This is a genomic window from Methylobacterium sp. WL19 (assembly GCF_008040005.1).
Taxonomy (GTDB): Bacteria; Pseudomonadota; Alphaproteobacteria; order Rhizobiales; family Beijerinckiaceae; genus Methylobacterium; species Methylobacterium bullatum.
This window is the reverse complement of the sequence record NZ_VRVC01000016.1, coordinates 21,381-43,601: the sequence shown is the minus strand read 5'-3', so window position 1 is coordinate 43,601 and position 22,221 is coordinate 21,381. Positions and strand designations below refer to the sequence as shown.

The 22,221-nt window shown below is 67.9% G+C and carries 20 protein-coding genes and 1 pseudogene; 10 read left to right on the top strand and 11 right to left on the bottom strand.

Translation table 11 applies throughout. The annotated features are described in order from the left end of the window. Positions 1 to 15: 15 nt before the first annotated feature. Positions 16 to 444, top strand: coding sequence for a GNAT family acetyltransferase (locus tag FV220_RS05440; protein WP_147830067.1), 429 nt, complete (start codon positions 16 to 18; stop codon positions 442 to 444). Positions 445 to 477: 33 nt separating this feature from the next. Here the strand turns inward: FV220_RS05440 and FV220_RS05435 are convergent, their stop codons facing one another. Next, on the bottom strand, positions 478 to 1,416 hold the full coding sequence (locus FV220_RS05435) for a metal ABC transporter substrate-binding protein (RefSeq protein WP_147830065.1): 939 nt from the start codon (positions 1,414 to 1,416) through the stop codon (positions 478 to 480). A gap of 292 nt (positions 1,417 to 1,708) precedes the next feature. Here FV220_RS05435 and FV220_RS05430 point away from each other — a divergent pair, with 292 nt between their 5' ends. The 6 genes from FV220_RS05430 (at position 1,709) to FV220_RS05405 (ending at position 7,837) form a co-directional block, all read left to right on the top strand. Continuing rightward, on the top strand, positions 1,709 to 3,490 hold the full coding sequence (locus FV220_RS05430; RefSeq protein WP_187273333.1) for an ABC transporter transmembrane domain-containing protein: 1,782 nt from the start codon (positions 1,709 to 1,711) through the stop codon (positions 3,488 to 3,490). 56 nt (positions 3,491 to 3,546) lie between these two features. Further along, the gene (locus tag FV220_RS05425; protein ID WP_147830064.1) at positions 3,547 to 4,584 is read left to right on the top strand and encodes an aldose epimerase family protein; all 1,038 of its coding nucleotides are present in this window, start codon (positions 3,547 to 3,549) and stop codon (positions 4,582 to 4,584) included. A 69-nt stretch (positions 4,585 to 4,653) separates the two neighbouring features. Next, positions 4,654 to 5,214, top strand: a complete 561-nt coding sequence (locus FV220_RS05420; RefSeq protein WP_147830062.1) for a MarR family transcriptional regulator — start codon at positions 4,654 to 4,656, stop codon at positions 5,212 to 5,214. Positions 5,215 to 5,237: 23 nt separating this feature from the next. After that, positions 5,238 to 5,936 carry a DUF4166 domain-containing protein gene (locus FV220_RS05415; RefSeq protein WP_210322875.1) on the top strand — a complete coding sequence of 233 codons (699 nt, stop codon included), beginning with the start codon at positions 5,238 to 5,240 and terminating at the stop codon, positions 5,934 to 5,936. 25 nt (positions 5,937 to 5,961) lie between these two features. Then, positions 5,962 to 7,464, top strand: coding sequence for a TIGR01777 family oxidoreductase (locus tag FV220_RS05410; protein WP_147830060.1), 1,503 nt, complete (start codon positions 5,962 to 5,964; stop codon positions 7,462 to 7,464). A gap of 49 nt (positions 7,465 to 7,513) precedes the next feature. After that, positions 7,514 to 7,837, top strand: coding sequence for a YnfA family protein (locus FV220_RS05405; protein WP_081612684.1), 324 nt, complete (start codon positions 7,514 to 7,516; stop codon positions 7,835 to 7,837). Positions 7,838 to 7,846: 9 nt separating this feature from the next. On the opposite strand, the gene FV220_RS05400 is transcribed toward FV220_RS05405, so the two are convergent. The 5 genes from FV220_RS05400 to tesB form a co-directional block, all read right to left on the bottom strand. After that, positions 7,847 to 10,573, bottom strand: a complete 2,727-nt coding sequence (locus FV220_RS05400) for a DNA translocase FtsK (protein ID WP_147830058.1) — start codon at positions 10,571 to 10,573, stop codon at positions 7,847 to 7,849. Between the two features lie 214 nt (positions 10,574 to 10,787). Then, positions 10,788 to 11,744 (bottom strand): TorF family putative porin, encoded by a 957-nt coding sequence (locus FV220_RS05395; RefSeq protein ID WP_147830055.1) that lies wholly within the window; start codon positions 11,742 to 11,744, stop codon positions 10,788 to 10,790. A 296-nt stretch (positions 11,745 to 12,040) separates the two neighbouring features. Beyond that, positions 12,041 to 13,546, bottom strand: coding sequence for an ammonium transporter (locus tag FV220_RS05390; RefSeq protein WP_026176080.1), 1,506 nt, complete (start codon positions 13,544 to 13,546; stop codon positions 12,041 to 12,043). An 88-nt stretch (positions 13,547 to 13,634) separates the two neighbouring features. Further along, complete coding sequence (locus FV220_RS05385; protein ID WP_018044676.1) at positions 13,635 to 13,973, bottom strand: P-II family nitrogen regulator; 339 nt, start codon at positions 13,971 to 13,973, stop codon at positions 13,635 to 13,637. 283 nt (positions 13,974 to 14,256) lie between these two features. Continuing rightward, positions 14,257 to 15,126 (bottom strand): acyl-CoA thioesterase II, encoded by an 870-nt coding sequence (tesB, locus tag FV220_RS05380; RefSeq protein ID WP_147830053.1) that lies wholly within the window; start codon positions 15,124 to 15,126, stop codon positions 14,257 to 14,259. 281 nt (positions 15,127 to 15,407) lie between these two features. On the opposite strand from tesB, the gene FV220_RS05375 reads away from it, so the two are divergent. After that, positions 15,408 to 16,679 (top strand): FAD-dependent monooxygenase, encoded by a 1,272-nt coding sequence (locus FV220_RS05375; protein ID WP_238253818.1) that lies wholly within the window; start codon positions 15,408 to 15,410, stop codon positions 16,677 to 16,679. 235 nt (positions 16,680 to 16,914) lie between these two features. Here the strand turns inward: FV220_RS05375 and ppa are convergent, their stop codons facing one another. The 3 genes from ppa to FV220_RS05360 form a co-directional block, all read right to left on the bottom strand. Further along, complete coding sequence (gene ppa, locus FV220_RS05370) at positions 16,915 to 17,451, bottom strand: inorganic diphosphatase (RefSeq protein WP_056145761.1); 537 nt, start codon at positions 17,449 to 17,451, stop codon at positions 16,915 to 16,917. Between the two features lie 180 nt (positions 17,452 to 17,631). Continuing rightward, a complete protein-coding gene (locus FV220_RS05365; protein ID WP_018044680.1) occupies positions 17,632 to 17,973 on the bottom strand; it encodes a hypothetical protein in 342 nt (113 codons plus the stop codon). 122 nt (positions 17,974 to 18,095) lie between these two features. Continuing rightward, the gene (locus FV220_RS05360; RefSeq protein WP_147830049.1) at positions 18,096 to 18,602 is read right to left on the bottom strand and encodes a GNAT family N-acetyltransferase; all 507 of its coding nucleotides are present in this window, start codon (positions 18,600 to 18,602) and stop codon (positions 18,096 to 18,098) included. A 206-nt stretch (positions 18,603 to 18,808) separates the two neighbouring features. Here FV220_RS05360 and FV220_RS05355 point away from each other — a divergent pair, with 206 nt between their 5' ends. Continuing rightward, positions 18,809 to 19,534 carry a tyrosine-protein phosphatase gene (locus FV220_RS05355; protein ID WP_018044682.1) on the top strand — a complete coding sequence of 242 codons (726 nt, stop codon included), beginning with the start codon at positions 18,809 to 18,811 and terminating at the stop codon, positions 19,532 to 19,534. 136 nt (positions 19,535 to 19,670) lie between these two features. Here FV220_RS05355 and FV220_RS05345 read toward each other — a convergent pair whose 3' ends face one another. Both FV220_RS05345 and FV220_RS05340 read right to left on the bottom strand, forming a co-directional pair. Further along, the gene (locus FV220_RS05345; RefSeq protein WP_147830047.1) at positions 19,671 to 20,543 is read right to left on the bottom strand and encodes a prephenate dehydratase; all 873 of its coding nucleotides are present in this window, start codon (positions 20,541 to 20,543) and stop codon (positions 19,671 to 19,673) included. 20 nt (positions 20,544 to 20,563) lie between these two features. Further along, a complete protein-coding gene (locus FV220_RS05340; protein ID WP_056145750.1) occupies positions 20,564 to 21,307 on the bottom strand; it encodes a 3-deoxy-manno-octulosonate cytidylyltransferase in 744 nt (247 codons plus the stop codon). Between the two features lie 245 nt (positions 21,308 to 21,552). On the opposite strand from FV220_RS05340, the pseudogene FV220_RS05335 reads away from it, so the two are divergent. Then, positions 21,553 to 22,104 (top strand): annotated as a pseudogene (locus FV220_RS05335) (cytochrome c family protein); the annotation flags it as partial. Positions 22,105 to 22,221: the final 117 nt, after the last annotated feature.

The window sequence follows — 22,221 nt, the reverse complement described above, 5'->3', positions numbered from 1 at the left end:
AGGGCGAGCTTATCGATGACCACCGTGATTCGCGAGTTCCAGGACGGCGATGCCGAAGCGGTGGTGGCTCTCTGGCACGCTGCCGGAATCTCTCGGCCATGGAACGATCCGGCCAGGGACATCGCCTTCGCCAGGCGCGATCCGCATTCGACGATCCTGTTGATCGAGCGCGAGGCGGCCGTCGCCGCCACCGCCATGGTGGGCGAGGACGGGCACCGGGGCTGGGTCTACTACGTCGCCGTCGACCCGCTTCTTCGCGACCTCGGCCTGGGCAGGGCGATCATGGAGGCGGCCGAGCGGTGGCTGATCGCCCGCGGCGTCTGGAAGGTCCAGCTCCTCGTGCGCGAGGAGAATGGCGCGACCCGCCATTTCTACGAACATCTCGGCTACCGCGACACCCGGACGATCTGCCTCCAGAAAGTCATCGGCGAGAATGCGGGCTGAGCGGGTCGAGGCTCACAACGCCGCGCGGCTCGCTCACTTCCTGCCGAGAGCCGCGCTGAAGGCGGCGAGGTTGCTGCGCATCATCGCCGCGTAGCTGGCCGCAGGACCATCGGGACCCGACAGGGCGTCGGAATAGACCTTGCCGCCCACCGTGGCACCGCTCTCCCGCGAGATCTGCTGCATCAGGCGTGGGTCGGCCACGTTCTCCAGGAAGACCGCCGGGATCTTGTCGCGCCGGATCTGGCGGATGATGCGGGCCACATCCTTCGGGCTCGCCTCGCTGTCGGTGGAGACGCCCTGGGGCGCGATGAAGTCGAGCCCGTAGGCGGCGGTGAAATAGCCGAACGCATCGTGCGTGGTGATGATCTTGCGGTGCTCGGGGGGAATCGCCGCGATGGCCGCGCGGATATCGGATTCCAGGCCCGCGAGGGTGGCGAGATAGGCTTTCGCGTTCGCCGCGTAGTCGCCGGCGTGATCGGGATCGATCGTCGCCAGCCCGTCGCTGATATTGGCGATGTAGATCCGCACATTGGCGATACTCTGCCAGGCATGGGGATCGTCGTGATGGGCGTGTCCCGCATGCCCTCCGCCATGGTCGTCGTCACCTTCGATGGGCTTCACACCCTTGGTGGCGACGATGACGGGGGCCTTCGTCCCGGACGCCTTGATCAGCCTGTCGAGCCAGCCTTCCAGACCGAGGCCGTTGACCACGACCAGATTGGCGGCGGTGAGTTTGCGCGCATCCCCGGGGGCCGGGTTGTAGCCATGCGCGTCGGCATCGGGGCCGACCAGCGTCGACACTTCGACCCGGTCGCCGCCCACCTGCTTCACGAGATCACCGAGGATCGAGAATGTCGCCACCGCCTTCAGCGGTTCGGCGGCATCCGCCTTATTCCCGAACGGGGAGACGGCCAGCAGGAAGCCGAAACAGGCCGCTGCAGCCGATGTCACGATATGGCGCCTCGATTGCATTCGTCTCGCTCCTTGACCACACATCCGCCGGATGCCGATCCAGTGCCATCCGCTCCCCCACCCCAGGACGCGTCTGCCCGGCGACGAAGGCGATGCTCGCCGTGCGATGCGTCACACGACCGAAAAGCGGCGGGATGGTGCACTCGGCCGGCACCCGATGTACGGCTGCATTCTCTAGTGTAACAGTATCACATTGCCAAGGCGGAGAGCGTCGCTTGATCTTCCCCTCATCGCCCGGCAAACCCCCGTCTGAATGCCGGGCGCCTGCCCGCGCGCCAGACAACGGATGATCATGGGCCGTAGGCCGCTTCTCAGGGGTGACACCCTTCCCCTCATCGGCCGTGTCTGGCGCGACTGGCTGCGGCCCCACCGGGCGACCCTCGCCGTCGTCCTGGTGCTGATCGCCATCATCGGGGTCGCGACGGGGCTGTATCCCGCCCTGATCAAGGGCGCCTTCGACGCTTTCGACCACAAGGACCCTGCCGCCCTCACCTATGGGCCGATCATCGTCATCGCCATCACCTCGATCCGGGGCTTTGCCCTGTTCGGCCAGACGGTGCTCACCAACCGGGTGGTGACCCGCGTCGAGGCCGACATGCAGGCGGCACTCTATGGGCATCTCATCGATTCCGACCTCGCCCAGCTCGGGCGGGAGAGCCCGGCGGCCTTCACCCAGCGCTTCACCACGGATTTCGCCTTCATCAAGGAGGCACTGACGCGCATCTCCACGGTGCTCCTGCGCGATCTCGCCATGCTGATCGCCCTCGTCGTCGCGCTGCTGTGGATGGACCCGGTGCTCACCCTGGTGGCGGCGGTGGTCGTGCCCTTCGTCGCCGGCCCGATCGGCCGCATCGGTAAGAAGCTGAGGCGGGTCTCCACCACCACGCAGGAGCAGATGGGCCTCACGGCGAGCCTCATCACCGAGAGCCTGCAGGGCGCCCGCATCGCAAAGACCTACGCCCTCGAATCCTACCTGAAGGGCCGGGCTTCCGGCGCCTTCGACAATGTCCGCCGCCTCAAGATGAAGGCGGCCAATGCCCGCGGACGCCTCGATCCGCTGATGGAGATCGGCGGGGGGGTCGCGGTGGCGGCGGTGCTGGTTCTGGTGGGCCAGCGCGTCATGTCCGGCGACCGGACGGTGGGCGATTTCACCGGCTACGTCGCCGCCCTGCTCCTGGCCGCGCAGCCTGCCCGCGCCCTGGGCACCCTCAACGCCATCCTTCAGGAAGCCGGCGCGGCTCTGCAGCGTTACTTCGCGCTGATGGACGAGGCGCCGCGCATCCGCGAGAAGCCCGATGCCGTGCCGCTGGTCATCACCGGCGGAGAGATTCGGTTCGAAGGCGTCCGCTTCCGCTATCGCGAGGACGCGCCGGCCCTGGAGGGAATCGACCTCACCGCTCCCGCAGGCGCCACCGTCGCCCTGGTCGGGCGCTCGGGCTCCGGCAAGTCGTCCCTGCTCAACCTCGTTCCGCGTCTCTACGACGTGACCGGAGGCCGCGTGCTCATCGATGGCGCGGATCTGCGCGACGTGACGATCCCCTCCCTGCGCGCGGCCGTGGCGGTGGTCTCCCAGGAGGTGGTGCTGTTCGACGACACGGTCGCCGCCAATATCGGGTTCGGCCGTCCCGGTGCGACCCGCGCCGAGATCGAGGCCGCCGCGGAAGCCGCCGCCGCACACGGCTTCATCAGCCGGCTGAACGAGGGCTACGAGTTCCGCGTCGGCCCCTCCGGCGGACGCCTATCGGGAGGCGAGCGCCAGCGCATCTCCCTGGCCCGCGCCTTCCTCAAGGACGCGCCGATCCTGCTCCTCGACGAGGCCACGAGCGCCCTCGATTCCGAATCCGAGCGTTTGGTCCAGGGCGCGCTGCTGCGCCTGATGCAGGGGCGGACCACCCTCGTCATCGCGCACCGCCTCTCCACCGTGCGCGATGCCGGCTTGATCGTGGTCATGGAAGCCGGCCGCATCGTCGAGACCGGAACGCACGACGCCCTGATCGCCTCGCAGGGCGGCTATGCGCGCCTGCACCGGATGCAATTGTCCAACGATGCGGACGAACCGGCCTTCGCCCCCTGATCCGCATCCCGCGCGTTGAGGCCCTACGATTCCTCTGACGCGAGACGAGTGCCGGCATGGCAGGACAGGCTTTCGGACGGACGAAGGACGGTAGCCCCGTCTCGCGATACAGGCTCGCCCGGTCCCGCCTGCGTGTCGACATCCTCGATTACGGCGGCGTGATCGGCCGGATCGATACGCCCGACCGCGAGGGCAATTGGGCCAACGTCGTCCTGGGCGCCCGTGAGGTGGCGGGCTACGAGGCGAGCGACGCGCATTTCGGCGCCATCATCGGCCGCTACGCGAACCGCATCGCCGGGGGGCGCTTCAGCCTCGACGGACACCAATGCCAGTTGCCGCTCAATGCCAGCGGCAACACCATGCATGGCGGGGAGAACGGCTTCGACCGGCGCATCTGGCGGGTGATCCGGTCGGACGGTACCTCCCTGGTCCTCGGCTATCGCTCGGTCGACGGCGAAGAGGGCTTCCCCGGCACTCTCGATGTGGAAGTCGCTTACTCCCTCAGCGGCGACGAGACCCTGCGGATCGACTACACGGCCCGAACCGACCGGCCGACCATCGTCAACCTCACCAACCACAGCTACTTCAACCTCTCCGGCGAGGGCTCCGGCGACGTGATGCAACATCGGATCGCCATCGCGGCGGAGCATTACCTCCCCACCGATGCCGGACAGATTCCCACGGGCGAGATCAGGCCCGTGGCGGGCACCGCCTTCGATTTTCGCGAGCCCGAAGCCCTGGGCACCCGCATCCGCGACGCGGATCCGCAGCTCGCTCTGGCGCATGGCTACGACCACACCTTCGTCCTGCGCGACCCCGGCCGCCTGCGGCACGCGGCCTCCGCCCACGATCCGTCGAGCGGGAGACGGCTCGCCATCGCCACCACCCAGCCGGGCTTGCAACTCTACACCGCCAACATGCTCGACGGCACGGTGGTCGGGTCCGGCGGGCGGCTGTACCGCGCCGGCGACGCGGTCTGTTTCGAGGCGCAGGGGTTCCCCGACGCACCGAACCGGGCGAATTTTCCCTCGACGACGCTCCGCCCCGGTGAGGTCTTCACGGCGACGACGACCTATCGGTTCAGCGCAGACTGACACGCCGCTTGTCATCGCCCGACGCGGCGGTCGCTTGACTCGGGTTCTTTTATGTCTGTAATTTCTGTCATGACAGAAATTACAGACACTCCCGAAAGGCTCCCCGTGGCGGTGGAGCGCTTCATCCTCCACTGGGGCGATCTCGGCGGGCAATGGGGCGTCAACCGCTCCGTCGCCCAGATTCACGCCCTGCTCTACCTGTCGGACAAGCCCCTGGCGGCGGAGGAGATCGCGGCGACGCTGGGCATCGCACGCTCCAACGTCTCGACATCGCTCAAGGAACTGTCCGGCTGGAACCTGATCCGGCGCGTCCCCGTGCTGGGCGAGCGCCGTGATCACTTCGTCGCCGAGACCGACCTGTGGGAGATGGTCACGCGCATCGCCGCCGGCCGCAAGGAGCGCGAGATCGATCCGGCGATCGCGGCCCTGCGCACCTGCGTGGCGCAGGCCGAGGGCGATCCGACCATCGGTGCCGTCGCCTCCCGCCGCCTCAAGGCGATGCTCGAATTCACCGAGACCATGGACCGCTGGCACAGCCAGATGCTGGGCGTTCCGCACGCGACCCTCGCCAAGCTGATCCGCCTCGGCAGCCGGATCGTGCGCTTCCTGCCCTCCAAGCCCGAAGGCTGAACCGGGGAGCCGCGATCATGATCATGACGGCATTGAGGGGGCCTTCCGTGGGAGGCACGGCGCCTCCCATCGGCGAAAGCCCGGTAATCGCCCGTGCGCACGAGGCCGACCTCCGCGACCTGCGGTTCCGCAGCCTGATCGCGGACGAGGACTGGACCACGCTGTCGCCCGCGATCAGGCGGCGCTTCACCAAGCGGCTCCGTCCTGGCACCAGCGCCGTCTATGTCGGCCACGTGGTCGAGACCCGGATGAGCCGCCTCGGCTGGCTCCTGGCACAGGCCGCCCGCCTCATCGGCGGTCCGCTGCCGACCTCCAGGGGGGCCGGCCTCGCCAGCGTCGTCTCCGTCACCGAAGACCGGTCGGGAGGCGGGCAGGTCTGGACGCGGCTCTACGCCAGGCCCGGCGGATTTCCCCAGACGATCAACTCGGCGAAGCGCTTCGGCGGGCCGACCGGCCTCGAAGAGCATGTGGGCGGCGGCCTCGGCATGAGCCTCGATATCGCCGTCGTCGAGGGCCGGCTGGTTTTCTCCAGCCGGCGCTACTTCCTCCGGCTGTGGCGATGGCATCTGCCGCTACCCGGTTTCCTGACGCCGGGCAGCCTCACCGTGACCCACGGCGAGACCGGTGCGAACCGCTTCGCCTTCAGCCTCACGATCCGCCACCCCTGGTTCGGCACGCTGATCCGCCAGGAGGCGGAGTTCCGCGACGTCGTCGACGCCTGATCCATCACGCGGGAGACCCGACATCATGACCTCGACCCTGCTCTGGTCGCTGATCGCCGTGCAGATCGCCATGGGAGCGTTCGACACGCTCTACCACCACGAACTGACCGAGCGCCTCGCCTGGCGCCCGTCCCAGCGCGGGGAACTGCGCCTCCATGCCGTGCGCAACTGGCTCTATGCCTTGCTCTTCCTCACCCTCGGTTTCGCCGAGCCGAAGGGGCTGCTCGCCTGGGCCATCATGGGCGTTCTCATCGTCGAGGTCGTCATCACGCTGATGGATTTCGTGGAAGAGGATCTGAGTCGGCGCCTGCCGGCCACGGAGCGGGTGAACCACACGCTCCTGGCGCTGAATTACGGTGCGATCCTCGTCCTCATTCTGCCGGTGCTGCTCGGCTGGGCCGGCGAGGCCACGGGCATTGCCTGGGTCAGCCACGGCGCCTGGAGCGTTCTCGCCCTCGCGGCCTCGCTCTCCGTCGCGATCTTCGGCCTGCGCGACTGGTTCGCCGCCGGGCGGTCCGAGCGCCTGGGCCTGCCCTCCCCGGCCGGGCTCGCGGACATGCTCGCTCCGGCGCGGACGATCCTGGTGACGGGCGCCACCGGCTTCGTCGGCCAGCGCCTCGTGGCGAGCCTCGTGGCGGCCGGCCACGAGGTGACGGTCCTGACCCGTGACGGGGCGAAAGCCGCGGCACTGCCCGCGCCGTTGCGGATCGTCACTGCCCTCGACCAAGTGCCGGACGACGCGAGGCTCGATGCCATCGTGAACCTCGCCGGCGAACCGATCGCCGACGGGCTGTGGACGCGTGCCAAGCGCCGCGCGATCCTCGCATCGCGCCTGAGGATGACACGCGGGCTCGCCAAACTGGTGGCCCGCCTCGACCGGCCACCGACCGTCGTCGTCAGCGGCTCGGCCGTCGGATGGTACGGCCTGCGCGGAGATGAGAGCCTCACCGAATCGAGTCCGGCGGCTCCGGCCTTCACCCAAAGGGTGTGCGAGGCCTGGGAGCGGGAAGCGATGGCGATCGCGGCCCTCGGCCCACGGGTCGTCCTTCTACGCACCGGGTTGGTGCTCGGAATCGAGGGCGGCCTCCTGGCGCGGCTTCTCATGCCGTTCGAGTTCGGTCTCGGGGGACGGATCGGCTCCGGCCGGCAATGGATGTCGTGGATTTCCCGCGACGACCTCGTCCGCCTGATCTGCCACATCATCGCGACGCCGACCCTGCATGGGCCGGTGAACGGCACCGCGCCTGAGCCGGTCCGGAATGCCGATTTCGCCGCCTCCCTGGCGCGGCAGCTCCACCGCCCGGCGATCGTCCCGCTTCCGGCGCGGCTCCTGCGCCGGCTGGGCGGCGACTTCGCCGAGGAGATGCTCCTGGGCGGGCAGAGGGTGCTGCCCGAGAAAGCGCTCGCCAGCGGGTTCGCCTTCCGGCATGCCCAGCTGGAATCGGCACTCGGATCCATTCTGGGCCGGAATGTCGTGCGGGAGGCGGAAGCCCGATCCTCGCGGGCCGTCGTCCATGCGGGCGAATGACCGGCATCGGAACGCGGCGCGCGGCTCCCTTTCGTGATGGAGCGAACCCCTGATCACCGCCCTCGTCTATACCGGCGCCGCTTTGGCCGAGATCGCCGGGTGCTTCGCCTTCTGGGCCTGGCTGCGGCTCGGCCGGTCGGCCTGGTGGGCGCTGCCGGGTACGGTGTCCCTCGTCCTCTTCGCCGTGCTGCTCACCAGGGTGGAGAGCGACGCGGCGGGCCGGGCCTATGCCGCCTATGGCGGCGTCTACATCGCCGCCTCGATCCTCTGGCTCTGGCTCGCCGAGAGCCAGAGGCCGGACCGGTGGGATATGACCGGTGCCGCGATCTGCCTCGTCGGCACCGGGATCATCCTGTTCGCGCCGCGCGCCTGACGGCACACGTCACATCTCGTGCGGATCGGGCTCCACCAGGATCTCGCGTTTGCCGGCATGGTTCGCAGAGCCGACGATGCCCTCGACCTCCATGCGCTCCATGAGCGAGGCGGCGCGGTTGTAGCCGATCTGCAGGCGGCGTTGGATGTAGCTGGTGGAGGCCTTCTTGTCCCGCATGACCACCTGCACCGCCTGGGCGTAGAGATCGCCGCCGCTCTCGCCGAAGCTGCCCTGGTCGAAGACCGCGCCGTCGACCTCGATCTCGTCGATCGCGCCCTTGGCCGATTTCCCGCCGCCCTTCGAACCCTTGTCGTCGTCCTCGCCATCGTCGGCGGTGACGGCCTCGAGATAGGACGGCCTGCCCTGGCGCTTCAGGTGGGCGACCACGCTCTCGACCTCCGAATCAGAGCAGAACGGGCCATGGACGCGGGTAGTGCGCCCGCCGCCGGCCATGAACAGCATGTCGCCCTGGCCCAGCAGCTGCTCGGCGCCCATCTCGCCGAGGATCGTACGGCTGTCGATCTTGGACGTGACCTGGAAGGAGATCCGGGTCGGGAAGTTCGCCTTGATCGTGCCGGTGATCACGTCCACCGACGGGCGCTGCGTCGCCATGATGAGGTGGATGCCCGCCGCGCGCGCCATCTGCGCCAGACGCTGGATCGCCCCTTCGATGTCCTTGCCCGCCACCATCATCAGGTCGGCCATCTCGTCGACCACGATGACGATGTAGGGGAGCGGATTGAGATCCATCTCCTCGGTCTCGTAGACCGCCTCGCCGGTTTCGCGATCGAATCCGGTCTGGACCGTGCGGGTCAGGACCTCGCCGCGCCCACGGGCCTCGGCGAGGCGCGCGTTGAACCCGTCGATGTTGCGCACACCGACCTTCGACATCTTCTTGTAGCGCTCCTCCATCTCGCGCACGGCCCATTTGAGGGCGATGACCGCCTTCTTCGGGTCGGTGACGACGGGGGAGAGCAGGTGCGGGATGCCGTCATAGACGGAGAGTTCCAGCATCTTGGGATCGACCATGATCAGGCGGCACTCTTCCGGCTTCATCCGGTAGAGCAGGGACAGGATCATCGTGTTGATCGCCACCGACTTGCCCGAGCCCGTGGTGCCGGCAACGAGCAGATGGGGCATCTTGGCGAGATCGGCGATGATCGGTTCGCCGCCGATATTCTTGCCGAGGCACAAAGCGAGGCTCTGCTTCGTCTCGACGAAATCCGCCGAAGCGAGGAGTTCGCGCAGATACACGGTCTCGCGCCTGGCATTGGGCAATTCGATGCCGATGGCGTTGCGGCCGGGCACCACCGCCACGCGGGCCGAGACCGCCGACATGGAGCGGGCGATATCGTCCGAGAGGGAGATCACGCGGCTCGACTTGGTGCCTGGCGCCGGCTCCAGTTCGTAGAGCGTGACCACCGGGCCGGGGCGCACGGCGAGGATGTCGCCGCGCACGCCGAAATCGCTGAGGGTGGCCTCGAGCAGGGTCGCATTCTGCTCCAAGGCTTCCGTCGAGACCTGGCTCGCCAGGGACAGGCCCGGCGCCTCGCCGAGCAGGTCGAGGGGGGGATGGGAATAGCTCTCCGCGCCATAGGCCGGCGCGGGAGATGCGCGCCGGATCGGTGCCGGAGCGGGGGACGGTGCCACCGGGGCGACACGGGAGCGCGGCACCGGCGCCGATGCCACCGGTTCTTCGGGAGCGTAGAACTCCTCGCCGCCATCGTCCGGCTCGTCGTCGTGCAGGATCGGCTCATGGAGGGGACGGCGGGTGACCGGCCGGGTCTCCGCCACGGGCTGCGGCTCGAAGACAGGTTCGCGACGCGCCGAGGCGGCATCGCCTCTCGGCTGGTGTCCCGCGTCCTGCGGCACATGGGTCGACCATGGCGCGTCGTCCGCGTCCGAGAAGGCGCGGCGCGCGGCGAGCGCCGGCGAGGCGCCGGCATAAGCGAGTTCGGTGGCCGCCGCCGCCCGGTCGGCACGCCACTCGGCGATCCGTCTGGCGATGGCGGTCCGGCCGCCCATCAGGAGATGCGCCAGGGTGCCGAGGGAGACGATGCCGAGGCTCGGCTCGTCCTCCTCGTAACGGCCGTCATGCCGGGCGGAGGGTTGCGGCCGCTGGCTGGACGCGGACGGAGCGGGCTGATCGTAGGATTCCTCCTCCGGCTCGGCTCCGGCGCGGCAGGCGCCGGTGAGGCACAGGATCGCCACCGCCGCGAAGGCGAAACCGACGAGGGCCGTGGCCGGGGACGCGATGGCGCCGACGATGAGCCGCGCGGTGTGGATCAGGGCATCGCCGGCCACGCCGCCGAGCCCGGTGGGCAGGGGCCAGCGGGCGGTGGGCGGCAGCGCGCTCGCTACCGCGCTCGCGGCGAAGAAGCCGATGATCCAGAGGGTGATCCGCAGGCCGCCCCGGGGCAGTTCCCGGGACCGCATGAGTTGGACGCCCCAGAAGGCGGGCGGCAGGGCGAAGGCCAGGGAACCGAGGCCGAGGAGCTGCATCGCCAGGTCCGACACCACCGCGCCGCCGGTGCCGAGCACGTTGTGCGCAGCATGGTCGGTGGCGTGGTTGATGCTCGGATCGTCGATGGACCACGTCGCCAGGGCGACCGTGAGCGCGGTCGCGCCCGCGAACAGGAGAAGACCGCCCATCTCCGTCATCCGCTTCGCCAGGAACGGCCTGAAGCTGTCGACGAAAGTGTCGTAGGGCGATGCGGAACGGCGGAGCGAGCGCATACGGGACCAGACGCAGGGAGAAACGATCCGGTAACGCTATGTCGACCGAGTTAACGGCTGTTTAAGGCTTAGAGATCGTTAGCACGGCCCGCACAGATGTCCGTGTTTTCGAACGCTTTCACGACTCGCCTCGTCAGATCCGGTCCGTGCCGCCAACGGAGAAAGGCCCCGGATCGCTCCGGGGCCTTTCTTCGTCCATCGCTGAGCTTGGCGCTTAGCGGAAGAGGTTCAGGAGACCGCCCGGCTCGGCGTAGATGCCGGGAGCCGCAGTCGAGGTCTGGAAGGTGATGGAGCCGATGACGGCATCGCCGCACCACTTGGAGGTCCCGCCGTTGTTGAAGCCGCGGTAGTCGCCGGTGAAGTTGAAGCAGTCGGTCTTGCTCAGGTTGGTGTTGTGGTAGCGCACATCGAGGACGATGTTCTTGTAGGTGTAGGACAGGCCGACGTTCCCGTAGAGGTAGCTCGGCAGGTTGAAGGCGATCTGACCGGTGGCGGAGGTCTTCGCGGCGGTCAGGAAGTAGTAGCCGAGCTCGGACGAGATCGAGAAGCCACCGGAATAGGCCTCGGGCAGGAACGAGAACCAGTTGGCCGGCAGGGTATAGGCGGCGGTGCCGGAGGTGTAGGTGCCGTTGGCGTGCTGGCCGAGGAAGTTCGGCGAGTAGAACACGTTGAGGCCGAGGGTCAGCGAGTCCGTCGCGGTCCAGGTGCCCTTGGCGGCGTATTCCATGAAGTCGGTGTTGGCGGTGGTCAGGAACGCGCCGCCCGGGCCCAACAGGCGCTTCTCATTGGGGTAGAAGTAGTAGAGCACGCCGAGATCGAGGGCGAACTTGTCGAAGGTCGGGCGGATACCGGCGGCGAGATCGAACTCCATGTCGGGCTGCGTGGGCAGGCGGGTCTGGTAGGTGGCGAGGCCGGTATAGGCGAAGCCGCCGAAATACTGGGCCTCGAAGAAGGACTGGTAGCTGCCCTGGCGGTTCGACTGCGACACACCGCGGAAGTTGTAGTCCGTCTGGTAGCGCGAGCCGAACGAGAATCCGATCAGCGGATCGGGCGCCTTCGCCTCGACCGGCATGGTCTTCGGCGCGGCAAGGTCGGCGGCGTTGACGCTGCCAACGCTCAGGAACGCGGCGAGGGAAGCGGCAGTCCCCAGTGCGGTTAGCTTCAGTGTCATCAGAGTTCAGCCCCAGTTATTCTGTGATTTGCAAGTTGCCAAATCCGGCCGAGCTTCGCAAAACTAACTTTGATGCAATTGCCCATGAAATAGGCAAATACGGCCGTTCGCGGGACTTGCCATGGGGGTGTTGCATTCGCATCACATTTTCGCCCCAGTCCGCCAGCGGGAGCCGGCTCTGCCTCACGGTCGGGGGCGTCGATGCGGCTCTCGACGGCTGCCACGGACATGAGAAAGGCCCCGGTCGCATGGCGACTGGGGCCTCTCGGTTCGGTTGAGATGGTGTCTAGGCGGGATCAGTAGTTGTAGGCGCGCTCGCCATGGTCGGCGATGTCGAGGCCTTCGCGCTCTTCGTCCTGGGTCACGCGCAGACCGATGGTCAGGTCGACGAGCTTGTACAGGATGGCGGAGCCGATGCCGGACCACAGGATGGTGAAGCCGACGGCCTTACCCTGGGCCAGGAGCTGCGCCGCCATGTCGTAGGCGCCGACAGCGAGTTCGCCGGGCTTGCTGGTGTAGTCGGGGATGCCTACGCCGCCGAAGTCCGGGCTCACCAGGATGCCGGTGGCCAGGGCGCCGAGGATGCCGCCGATGCAGTGGACGCCGAAGACGTCGAGGGAGTCGTCGTAACCGAGGGCGTTCTTCACCGTGGAGCACATGATGAAGCAGGCGCCGCCGGCGACGAGGCCGAGGACGATCGAACCCATCGGACCGGCGAAGCCGGCGGCGGGCGTGACGGCGACGAGGCCGGCGATGGCGCCCGACAGCATGCCCAGGAGCGAGGGCTTGCCCTTGAGCATCCACTCCACGAACAGCCAGGAGACGGCGGCTGCGGCGGTGGCCACGAAGGTGTTGATCATGGCCAGACCCGCGGAGCCGTTGGCTTCGAGGTTCGAACCGGCGTTGAAGCCGAACCAGCCGACCCAGAGGAGCGAGGCGCCGATGGTGGTCATGGTCAGCGAGTGCGGGGCGAGGAGGTCACGGCCGTAGCCGATACGCTTGCCGAGCATCAGGCAGCCGACGAAGCCGGCGATACCCGCATTGATGTGCACGACGGTGCCGCCGGCGAAGTCGAGGGCGCCCCACTTGAAGATCATGCCCGCATCGGCGTTGACCGCGTCGAGGGCGGCCTGCGCCGTCGCCTTGGAGGCGTCGTCGGTGGCTGCGGCCAGGGCCTTGGCGGCGTCGCCGACGAGGTCGGGACCACCCCAGTACCAGACCATGTGCGCCATCGGGAAGTAGATCAGCGTGACCCACAGCACCGAGAAGACGAGCAGGGCGGAAAACTTCATGCGCTCGGCGAAGGCGCCGACGATGAGGCCGGGCGTGATCATCGCGAACGTCATCTGGAAGCAGATGTAGACGTATTCGGGAATGACGACGCCGTTCGAGAAGGTCGCCACGGTGGTGGACGGGTCGACGCCCTTCAGGAAGACCTTGGAGAAGCCGCCGACGAAGTCGTTGAGACCGCCGCCGTTGGTGAAGGCCATGCTGTAGCCGAAGGCGACCCACAGAAGGCAGACGATGGAGGCGATGGCGAAGACCTGCGTCAGCACCGACAGCATGTTCTTGGTGCGCACGAGGCCGCCGTAGAACAGCGCGAGGCCGGGCACGGTCATCAGCAGCACGAGGACGGCCGAGACCATCATCCAGGCGGTATCGCCCTTGTTGGGGACGGGCGCGGCGGCGGCCGGCGCTGCGACGACTTCTGGGGTCGGCGACTGTGCGAGGGATGGCTCGACGAACAGGAGGGCCAGCGCGGCGCCTCCCATCCCGAGCGCAAGGGCATTGCGAAGTTTCATGGAAACGGAACTCCCGGTCGCGGTGCGATGGTGACGTGAGGAAATGGAGGGGAAGCGGGCCGGAGCGTCGTCCGGCCGGGGCGATGGCTCAGAGCGCGTCGACGTCGGTCTCGCCGGTGCGGATGCGGACGGCCTTCTCGAGGGGCACGACGAAGATCTTGCCGTCGCCGATCTGGCCGGTGCGGGCGGCGGCGGCGATGGCGTCGATGACGCTGCTGGTGAGGTCGGACGCGACGGCGACCTCGATCTTCAGCTTCGGCAGGAAGCTCACGGCATACTCGGCGCCGCGGTAAATTTCGGTGTGGCCCTTCTGGCGGCCATAGCCTTTGACTTCGGTCACCGTGAGGCCGTGGACGCCGATTCCGGTCAGCGCATCCCTGACCTCCTCGAGCTTGAACGGCTTGATGATAGCCATCACGATCTTCATGGGCGGCGCCCCCTTTTGTTCTGGATGCCCCCGGTCACCGGCCCGATCTGCGTCGCGGCCCGGCAATCCGGCATTTCGCACCAGCCGGAATGGCCAAGCGATCGGCGCCCATCATTCAAGGACTATGCCAAAGGGAACTTTTATCGATTTCCCGTTCTGCACACAAAGTGATCGATCACTGACGCGTGATCGTGCGATTTTTTCGCGAACATTGCCTAAAGAATGATCATTCAGACGATAACGTGAGCAGAATGGAATCCCGTAAAGCAAAGCTCGCAGCGCATCACGAGCCGTTCTCGGTCGGCCGGATCAGACCCTCCTGAGCCACGGATGCCACGAGCTCGCCCTCCCTCGTGAAGATCGATCCCCTGGCGAAACCGCGCCCGCCCGAAGCGGCAGGACTCTCCTGCGCATAGAGCAGCCATTCGTCGGCGCGGAAGGGACGGTGGAACCAGAGGGCGTGATCGAGGCTCGCGGATTGGATCGCGGCATCGAACACCGTCTTGCCGTGGGGGATCAGCGTCGCGTCCAGCAGCATCAGGTCGGAGGCATAGGCGAGGACGGCGCGGTGGATGGCCGGGTCGTCCGGCAGGCGCGCCCCGGCCCGGAGCCAGACGTGGAAGCGGGGCTCGCGCGGGTCGCGCGACATGTAGCGCTGCACCTCCACCGGCCTCAGCGCGATCGGGGTGGCTCGGCCGAGATAGGCGCGCATGGTGGCCGGGATCGAGGGACCTGCCTGCGCGGCCAAAGCGGGGGCGTCGAGGAGCGCCTCGGGCCCCGGCACGTCCGGCATGGCGATCCGATGGACGAGCCCCTCCTCGTCGGTGTGGAAGGAGGCCGACAGGGTGAAGATCGCGCGCCCATGCTGATGGGCCACCACCCGCCGCGTGGCGAAGCTGCGCCCGTCGCGGATGCGTTCCACCGCGTAATCGATCGGCGCGGCCGGGTCGCCGGCGAGGATGAAATAGGCATGGAGGGAATGCGGCGGCCGGCTCGCCCCCACCGTGCGCGATGCGGCGACGAGGGCCTGCCCCAGCACCTGGCCGCCGAACACCCGGAACCATCCGGTTTCGATGCTCTGGCCCCGGAACAGGTCGTCGTCGAGGCGCGCGAGGTCGAGGCAGGCGAGGAGTTCGTCGACGGATCCGGTCATGCGGGCCTTTCACCGGGCTGAGGACATCGATGCGGCCGTGCATCACGGCGTCACGGCAGAGGGAATCGCCACAGCTCGCCCGGAATGCAAGACTCATCGGGAATGCAAAACTCGCGGGGAATGAACGGCTCACTCATCGAAAGCGACCACCCGGCCGATCCGGTGACGCATCGTGCTTCGCTGTCGCGCGTTGCCTCCGGCGCGGCGGGGTGCCACTCCACGTGTCTCTCATCGCAGGCCGTGGGAATGGGGATGAGGCAACGGGCATGGGCGGAACGGGGATGAGCGGATCGATGCAAGGTGGCGCGCTCCGCAAGGTGGTCATCGCCGGTGGCGGTATTCCCGGTCTCAGCCTGGCCCTGGCCCTGCGCCAGGCTCATGGCGATGCCCTGGAGGTCACCGTCTTCGAGCCGGGGCTCGACCGCGCCGCGCTGCGGCATCGCGGGCGTGCCTTCGCCGTGGCGGCCGGCGGAAGGCGCATGCTGACGCGGTTGGGAATCTGGGATGGCGTCGCCCATGCGGCCGAACCCATCCTCGACATGGCGATCAGCGACAGCCGCCTGACGGATCCGGTGAGGCCGGTCTTCCTGACTTTCGGCCAGGACGGTGACGGCGAATCGCCGCTCGTCGGTGAGCCCTTCGCCCATATGGTGGAGGCAGAATACCTCGTCGACGCCCTGCTGACGGCATCGAAAGCCGTCGGGGTGGCCTTCGAGCCGGTCGGCATCCGCCACGCACAGGCGAACGGCCGGAGCATCGCCCTCGCGTTGTCCGATGGGCGCGAGACCGACGCGACGTTACTGGTCGCCGCGGACGGATCGCGGTCGAGGCTGCGCGAGGCGGCCGGGATCGGATGGGTCGGCCGGTCCTATCCGCAGACGGGCATCGTCGCCACGATCGGCCATGAACGCCCCCATGGCGGCCGGGCCTTCGAGCATTTCCTGCCGAGCGGTCCCTTCGCCATTCTGCCCCTGGTGGATGGCGGCGCGCTCGGCCACCGCTCTTCCATCGTCTGGACGGAGCGGGCAGCGGATGTGGAGGCGCTGATCGGTGGCAGCCGCGAGGAAACCCTCGGGGAAATCGAACGCCGCTTCGGGCTCAATCTCGGCCGTCTCGTCCTCGAGGACGGGCCGAGTGCCCATCCGCTCTCCCTCGGCATGGCGCGAAGCTTCCGGGGCGAGCGGCTCGCCCTGCTGGGCGATGCGGCCCATGTCATCCACCCGATCGCCGGCCAGGGGCTGAATCTCGGCCTCGCCGATGCCGCCTCCCTGGCGGAGGAGATCACGGAGGCCCTGCGCCTCGGGCTCGATCCGGGGGCGAAGGATGTGCTGCAGCGCTACGAGCGGAGCCGGCGCTTCGACACTTTCGCCATGGCGGCCGCCACGGACGGGCTCAACCGCCTGTTCTCCAACGACATCCTGCCGGTTCGGCTGATGCGTGATCTCGGGCTCGGCCTCGTCGACCGGATGCCGGGATTGAAGTCGCTCTTCATCGGCGAGGCCTCGGCCTCGCGGGGCGCCTCGCCCAGGCTGATGCGGGGCGAGGCGTTGTGAGACGGTCTCACCGCCTGTTCAGGTTGTCTTTCCAAGACATTACCTCATCCTGAGGCGCCGCGTAGCGGCCTCGAAGGAGGCTTCCAGGGATCGCGTGGCAACTGGAAGCTCCTTCGAGGCCCTTTGCTCAAGCAAAGGGCACCTCAGGATGAGGTGGTTGATCTGGGCGACCGACTTTCGCAAGCGGGCCGCCTTGGAATCACACGCTGCGGAAAGATCCGATCGAAGAAGGCTCTCAGGCCTTCTCGGACTTGGCGCGCTCGATACCCTCGTTGATGAGGCGCTGGGCCTCGGCCTTGTCGCCCCAGCGCTTGATCTTCACCCACTTGCCGGGCTCCAGATCCTTGTAATGCTCGAAGAAGTGCTGGATCTGCTGGATCGTGATGTCCGGCAGGTCGGTGTAGTTCTCGATCCGGTCGTAGCGCATGGTGAGGTGGCGGGACGGCACGGCGATGATCTTCTCGTCCTCGCCGGCATTGTCCTCCATCACCAGGACGCCCACCGGGCGGACGCTGATGACCGCGCCGGGAGCGATGGCGCGGGTATTCGCCACGAGAACGTCGCAGGGATCGCCATCGCCCGAGAGGGTGTGGGGGATGAAACCGTAATTCCCCGGGTAATGCATCGCGGTATAAAGAAACCGGTCGACCACGAGGGCACCGGATTCCTTGTCCATCTCGTACTTGATCGGATCGCCGCCGATCGGCACTTCGATGATGACGTTGACGTCGTCCGGCGGGTTCTTTCCGATCGAGATGGAATCGATGATCATGGGGTCCTCGCTCGAGCCTGCAGCAATCCAAGGCGCTGTTTCGGCGTCTCTTAAATCCCTTCCGCGTTAAAGGAAATCGACCTTGGCCCGATGCGCGGGGCTTTTGCGGCTTATCGTAACCGCTGCGCGCCCTTTCGGCGCTGAAAGCCCCGGCCCATACGGTCGGGCCGGAGTCACGGATCAGGATTTCTGATCGCCCGATCCGAACCAGCGCCGCCAGACGCCCTCGATCCAGCGGGCCGAGCGTTCGAGGGGGACCTTGAGGGCCGGGATGTCCTGGCTGAGAAGGGCGAGCCCGACGGGCAGCATCCAGAGCCCGAGCACGGGCAGGATCGAGAAAACGCCGCCCAAGATGAACAGGATCGCCGCACCGATCCTCACCCAGCGGCGAGAGGGCTCGCGCAGCCACTCGATGGCGCGCCGCAACCGATCGGGCAGTTTCTCGGTGAGGCGGGTGACGCGGTCGTCCCAATCCTGCGCCGTGCACTCACGGCGGGGCAGATCCTGCTGGCTGGCGGTCATCGTGGTCCCTAGATCCGGCGCGAGGACGTCGCGACGCGTTCCCCCATACGGGAACGGCGACGTCCGGGCCGAGGATCAACGTATTGCCCCGCCCTCAGGGTTCCCGCTGACGGGATCGGGCCTCACTCGAAGCGGTAGGCCACCTTGGAGAGGACGGCGCCGGCCATGCGGTCGACGGCCTCGGCCACCTTGATGCCGCCCAGACCGGCGTAGAAGTCGCAGGCGCGCTCGTTGCCCGCCAGGGTCCAGACCCCGATCCGCGTCAGGCCGTGATCGGCGAGGTCGTTGCGGACCGCACGGAACAGGCGCCGGCCGAGGCCCAGGCCCTGATAGGCCGGCAGGATGTAGAGCTCGTCCACCTCCCCCGAGGCCTTCAGGGCGCTGCCCCTCGCCTGCCCGTAGATCGCGTATCCGACGACCTCGTCGCCGATCTCGACCACGACCAGGGGCCGGTTGCGCTGGGCCGCGCCGACCCACCATTGCGACGAGCGCTGGGAGATCATCCGTTCCAGGGAAATGCCGGGGACGATACCGCGATAGGCCTCCCGCCAGGTTTCATCGAAGACGTCGCTCAACCGATCGGCGTCTCCCGGACGGGCGCGGCGGATGCTGGTGGTGCTCGTCTTCATGACTGTCCCTACGCTCGGTGGAAACGGGAACGATCTCGCATCGAAATGCACGATACGGGCATGATGAAGGCAAGCCGGATGCCGAGTTCCGGAAAGTGTGCTTCCTGAAGCGTGAGTGGCGCAATTCTGCGACATCCGTTTGCCCGACGCTGTCCCGGCTGTTAGAGCCGCCGCACGCTCCTCTCGACAGGTTCCCGCCGCCACCCGTGTTCAACAGATTCATCAAGCCCGAGATCCGCTATGCCCGGCGCATGGCGCGGATCGCCCGCTTCGAGCAGCCGATCGCCGGCCGGGGTGCGCGCATGCGGGCCTGGGCCAACATGCTGCTCGTGGATCACGGCGTGTTCCGGCTGGCCTATCTCAACCGCCACAAGATCGGCACCGGTAAGGTCTGGCGCTCGGCCCAGCCGACGCCGCACCAGCTCGCCTGGTTCCGGCGGCAGGGCGTGCGCACGGTGATCTCCCTGCGCGGCGGCCGCGAGCACGGCTCCTGGCCGCTCCAGCGCGAGGCCTGCGCGCAGCAGGGGCTGACCCTCGTCGAGTTCGTCCTGCGCTCGCGCGAGGCGCCCTCGAAGGAGACGATCCTCGGCGCGAAGGCCTTCTTCGACGGGGTCCAGTATCCCGCCGTGATGCATTGCAAGTCCGGGGCGGACCGGGCCGGACTCGGTGCCGCCCTCTTCCTCATCCTGCACGAAGGCGTGCCCGTCTCGGAGGCGATGGGTCAGCTCTCGGCCCGGTACGGCCATTTCCGCTTCGCCAAGACCGGGATCCTCGATGCGTTCTTCGATCTCTACCTGCGCGAGGGCGAAGCGAAGGGACTGGATTTCCTGACCTGGGTCGAGACGGTCTACGACCCCGAAGCCCTGAAGCGCGAGTTCCGGCCGGGCTTCTGGTCGGATCTCGTGGTCGACCGGGTGATCAAGCGGGAATAGTTTTCGCGATGCGCCTCCCTCCCCCTTGTGGGGAGGGATCGAGGGTGGGGGTGGCTCCGCCAGCCTCCGCAAGCTGAGGGCGCCAAACCACCCCCACCTCCAACTCCTCCCCACAAGGGGGAGGAGGGATCTATTGCTATTCCGCCGCCAGCCGCGTGGTCTCGCGGAACGGATGGGCCGGGTAGGTGCCGATGATGCGCAGTTCCCGCGAGAAATAGGCGAGTTCGTCCAGCGCGCGGGCGAGGCCCGGATCCTCGGGGTGGCCGTCCACTTCCGCATAGAATTGCGTCGCCGAGAACTGGCCCTCGACCATGTAGCTCTCGAGCTTCGACATGTTGACGCCGTTGGTGGCGAATCCCCCGAGCGCCTTGTAGAGCGCGGCCGGGATGTTGCGCACACGGAAGATGAAGCTCGTCACCATCGGCCCCGAGGCGGCCGGCATCTCCGCCGCCTCGGGCGAGAACACCACGAAGCGCGTGGTGTTGTGGCTCTCGTCCTCCACGTCGCGGGCGAGGATGTCGAGCCCGTAGACGCCCGCGGCCATGGCCGGGGCTAGCGCGCCGCGGCTCGGATCGCCGGCTTCGGCGACTTCCCGCGCCGCGCCCGCCGTGTCGCCGGCCACGATGGCCTTGAGCCCGAGCCGCCGGATGATCTTGCGGCATTGGCCGAGCGCGTGGACGTGGCTGTGCACCGTCCGGATCGCCTCGATCGGCGTGCCGGGAAGCGCCATCAGCTGAAAATGGATCGGCAGGAAGTGCTCGGCCACGATGTGCAGGTTCGAGCTCGGGATCAGGTGATGGATGTCGGCGACTCGCCCGGCGATGGAATTCTCGATGGGGATCATCGCCAGGGCGGCCCGGCCGTCGTTCACCGCCGCGAAGGCCTCCTCGAACGAGGCGCAGGGCAGCGGCGTCCAGTCGGGATAGGCCTGGGCGCAGATGATGTGCGAATTCGCGCCCGGCTCGCCCTGGTAGGAGATCGTGGTGCGGGATTCGGTCGTGTCGGACATGGGAGAAACAACTCGGTTCTTCAGTTGAGGCGCCGGGCCAGGAGCACCGCCCGCGCCCGTTCGAGGTCGGCGGGGGTGTCGACGCCCAGCGGCAGGTCGTCGACGACGGTGGCGTCGATGCGCATGCCCGCCTCCAGCGCCCGCAGCTGTTCCAGTTTCTCGCGGGTCTCGAGTTCGCCGGGCGGCAAGGCCATGAAGCGGGTGAGCGCCCGGCGGCGATAGGCGTAGAGGCCGATATGGTGGAACAGCGGCCCCTCCCCCCAGGGCGCCTGCGCCCTCGTGAAATAGAGCGCGCGCAGGCGGTTGGGCCCCACATGGTGGCCGACGAGCTTCACCACGTTGGGATCGTGCCGCTCCTCCTCGCGGGTGATGATCGCGCAGAGGGTGGCGATGTCCACGGCGCGATCGGCCAGCGGCATGATCGCCGCGCCGATGATCGCGGGGTCGATCGTCGGCAGGTCGCCCTGTACGTTGACCACCACGTCGTGGTTGCCCTGCGGATCGATGATGTCGAGCGCCTCGGCCAGCCGGTCCGAGCCGGAGGGATGATCGGCCCGGGTGAGGGTCGCGAGGCCGCCGACCCGCTCGATCGCCTCGACGATCTCGACGGCATCCGTGGCCACGACCACCGGTCCGATCCCGGCTTCCACGGCGCGGCGCCAGACATGGACGATCATCGGCTCACCGGCGATGTCGGCCATCGGCTTGTTCGGCAGCCGGGTGGCGGCCATGCGGGCGGGAATGAGAACGAGGGGATCCGACATCGACCGGCGTATCTCCGCAGCGAGCCGGGGGAGTAGCAGGGGCGGTGCGCGTTGTCATCGGCGCACGGTCGCAGGTGCGGGAGAATGACATCCGGCGCTATGCGACTACACGGCCGCCCGCTCCGCCATTGTCAAGGTCGGCCCTTAACCGCTATTCACCCTCGAACATTTCCAGAGTCCGGGGCATCCGCTCACCGGGCCACGCCTGCCGCCGCAACCGGCGGACGCCCCCGGAGTTGTCGAGAATGGACTCTTTCGAGCTGAACAAGGTCGCGGGCGCCGTACTCGGCACTCTCCTTCTCGCCATGGGCTCCGGTTTCGTCGCCGAATTGATCTACAGCGCCAAGCCGGCGGGAAGTGCCGGCTACGCCCTGCCCGAGCCTCAGCCCGAGGCGGCCGGCGGAGCCGCCGCCGCTGCGGCCAAGGTCGAGCCGCTTCCGGTCCGCCTCGCCAGCGCCAGCGTCGAGAAGGGTACCGGCGCCGCCAAGAAGTGCGCCGCCTGCCACAGTTTCGAGAAGGGCGGCCCCAACAAGGTGGGTCCGCACCTCTGGGGCGTGGTCGACCGCCAGCGCGCCCATGAGAGCGGGTTCGAGTATTCCGCCGCGCTGAAGGAGAAGGGCGGCACCTGGACCTACGACGAGCTCGACCACTTCCTCGCCAACCCGAAGACCTACGTGCCGGGCACCAAGATGGCCTTTGCCGGCATCCAGGCCCCGCAGGAGCGCGCCGACGTGATCGCCTATCTGCGCTCGCTCGCCGACACCCCGGCGCCGCTTCCCGCCGTCGAGAAGGCCGCCGCCGAGGACAAGCCGGCGCAGTAAATTTCGGCTTTGCCGACACGTTTTCATCGGCTCGACGGAAAGGCGCGGCATGTCCGCGCCTTTCCTGTTCCGAACGACCCGTCGACCGGCCCT

What these genes read in the sequence shown, in the direction of transcription:
- FV220_RS05400 (WP_147830058.1), bottom strand. Translation starts at nt 10,573, where the DNA reads ATGCGCTCGCTCCGCCGTTCCGCATCGCCCTACGACACTTTCGTCGAC.
- FV220_RS05425 (WP_147830064.1), top strand. Translation starts at nt 3,547, where the DNA reads ATGGCAGGACAGGCTTTCGGACGGACGAAGGACGGTAGCCCCGTCTCG.
- FV220_RS05360 (WP_147830049.1), bottom strand. Translation starts at nt 18,602, where the DNA reads ATGAAGACGAGCACCACCAGCATCCGCCGCGCCCGTCCGGGAGACGCC.
- FV220_RS05345 (WP_147830047.1), bottom strand. Translation starts at nt 20,543, where the DNA reads ATGTCCGACACGACCGAATCCCGCACCACGATCTCCTACCAGGGCGAG.
- FV220_RS05435 (WP_147830065.1), bottom strand. Translation starts at nt 1,416, where the DNA reads ATGCAATCGAGGCGCCATATCGTGACATCGGCTGCAGCGGCCTGTTTC.
- FV220_RS05375 (WP_238253818.1), top strand. Translation starts at nt 15,408, where the DNA reads ATGAGCGGATCGATGCAAGGTGGCGCGCTCCGCAAGGTGGTCATCGCC.
- FV220_RS05390 (WP_026176080.1), bottom strand. Translation starts at nt 13,546, where the DNA reads ATGAAACTTCGCAATGCCCTTGCGCTCGGGATGGGAGGCGCCGCGCTG.
- FV220_RS05420 (WP_147830062.1), top strand. Translation starts at nt 4,654, where the DNA reads ATGACAGAAATTACAGACACTCCCGAAAGGCTCCCCGTGGCGGTGGAG.
- ppa (WP_056145761.1), bottom strand. Translation starts at nt 17,451, where the DNA reads ATGATCATCGATTCCATCTCGATCGGAAAGAACCCGCCGGACGACGTC.
- FV220_RS05415 (WP_210322875.1), top strand. Translation starts at nt 5,238, where the DNA reads ATGACGGCATTGAGGGGGCCTTCCGTGGGAGGCACGGCGCCTCCCATC.
- FV220_RS05395 (WP_147830055.1), bottom strand. Translation starts at nt 11,744, where the DNA reads ATGACACTGAAGCTAACCGCACTGGGGACTGCCGCTTCCCTCGCCGCG.
- FV220_RS05365 (WP_018044680.1), bottom strand. Translation starts at nt 17,973, where the DNA reads ATGACCGCCAGCCAGCAGGATCTGCCCCGCCGTGAGTGCACGGCGCAG.
- tesB (WP_147830053.1), bottom strand. Translation starts at nt 15,126, where the DNA reads ATGACCGGATCCGTCGACGAACTCCTCGCCTGCCTCGACCTCGCGCGC.
- FV220_RS05385 (WP_018044676.1), bottom strand. Translation starts at nt 13,973, where the DNA reads ATGAAGATCGTGATGGCTATCATCAAGCCGTTCAAGCTCGAGGAGGTC.
- FV220_RS05340 (WP_056145750.1), bottom strand. Translation starts at nt 21,307, where the DNA reads ATGTCGGATCCCCTCGTTCTCATTCCCGCCCGCATGGCCGCCACCCGG.
- FV220_RS05430 (WP_187273333.1), top strand. Translation starts at nt 1,709, where the DNA reads ATGGGCCGTAGGCCGCTTCTCAGGGGTGACACCCTTCCCCTCATCGGC.
- FV220_RS05440 (WP_147830067.1), top strand. Translation starts at nt 16, where the DNA reads ATGACCACCGTGATTCGCGAGTTCCAGGACGGCGATGCCGAAGCGGTG.
- FV220_RS05410 (WP_147830060.1), top strand. Translation starts at nt 5,962, where the DNA reads ATGACCTCGACCCTGCTCTGGTCGCTGATCGCCGTGCAGATCGCCATG.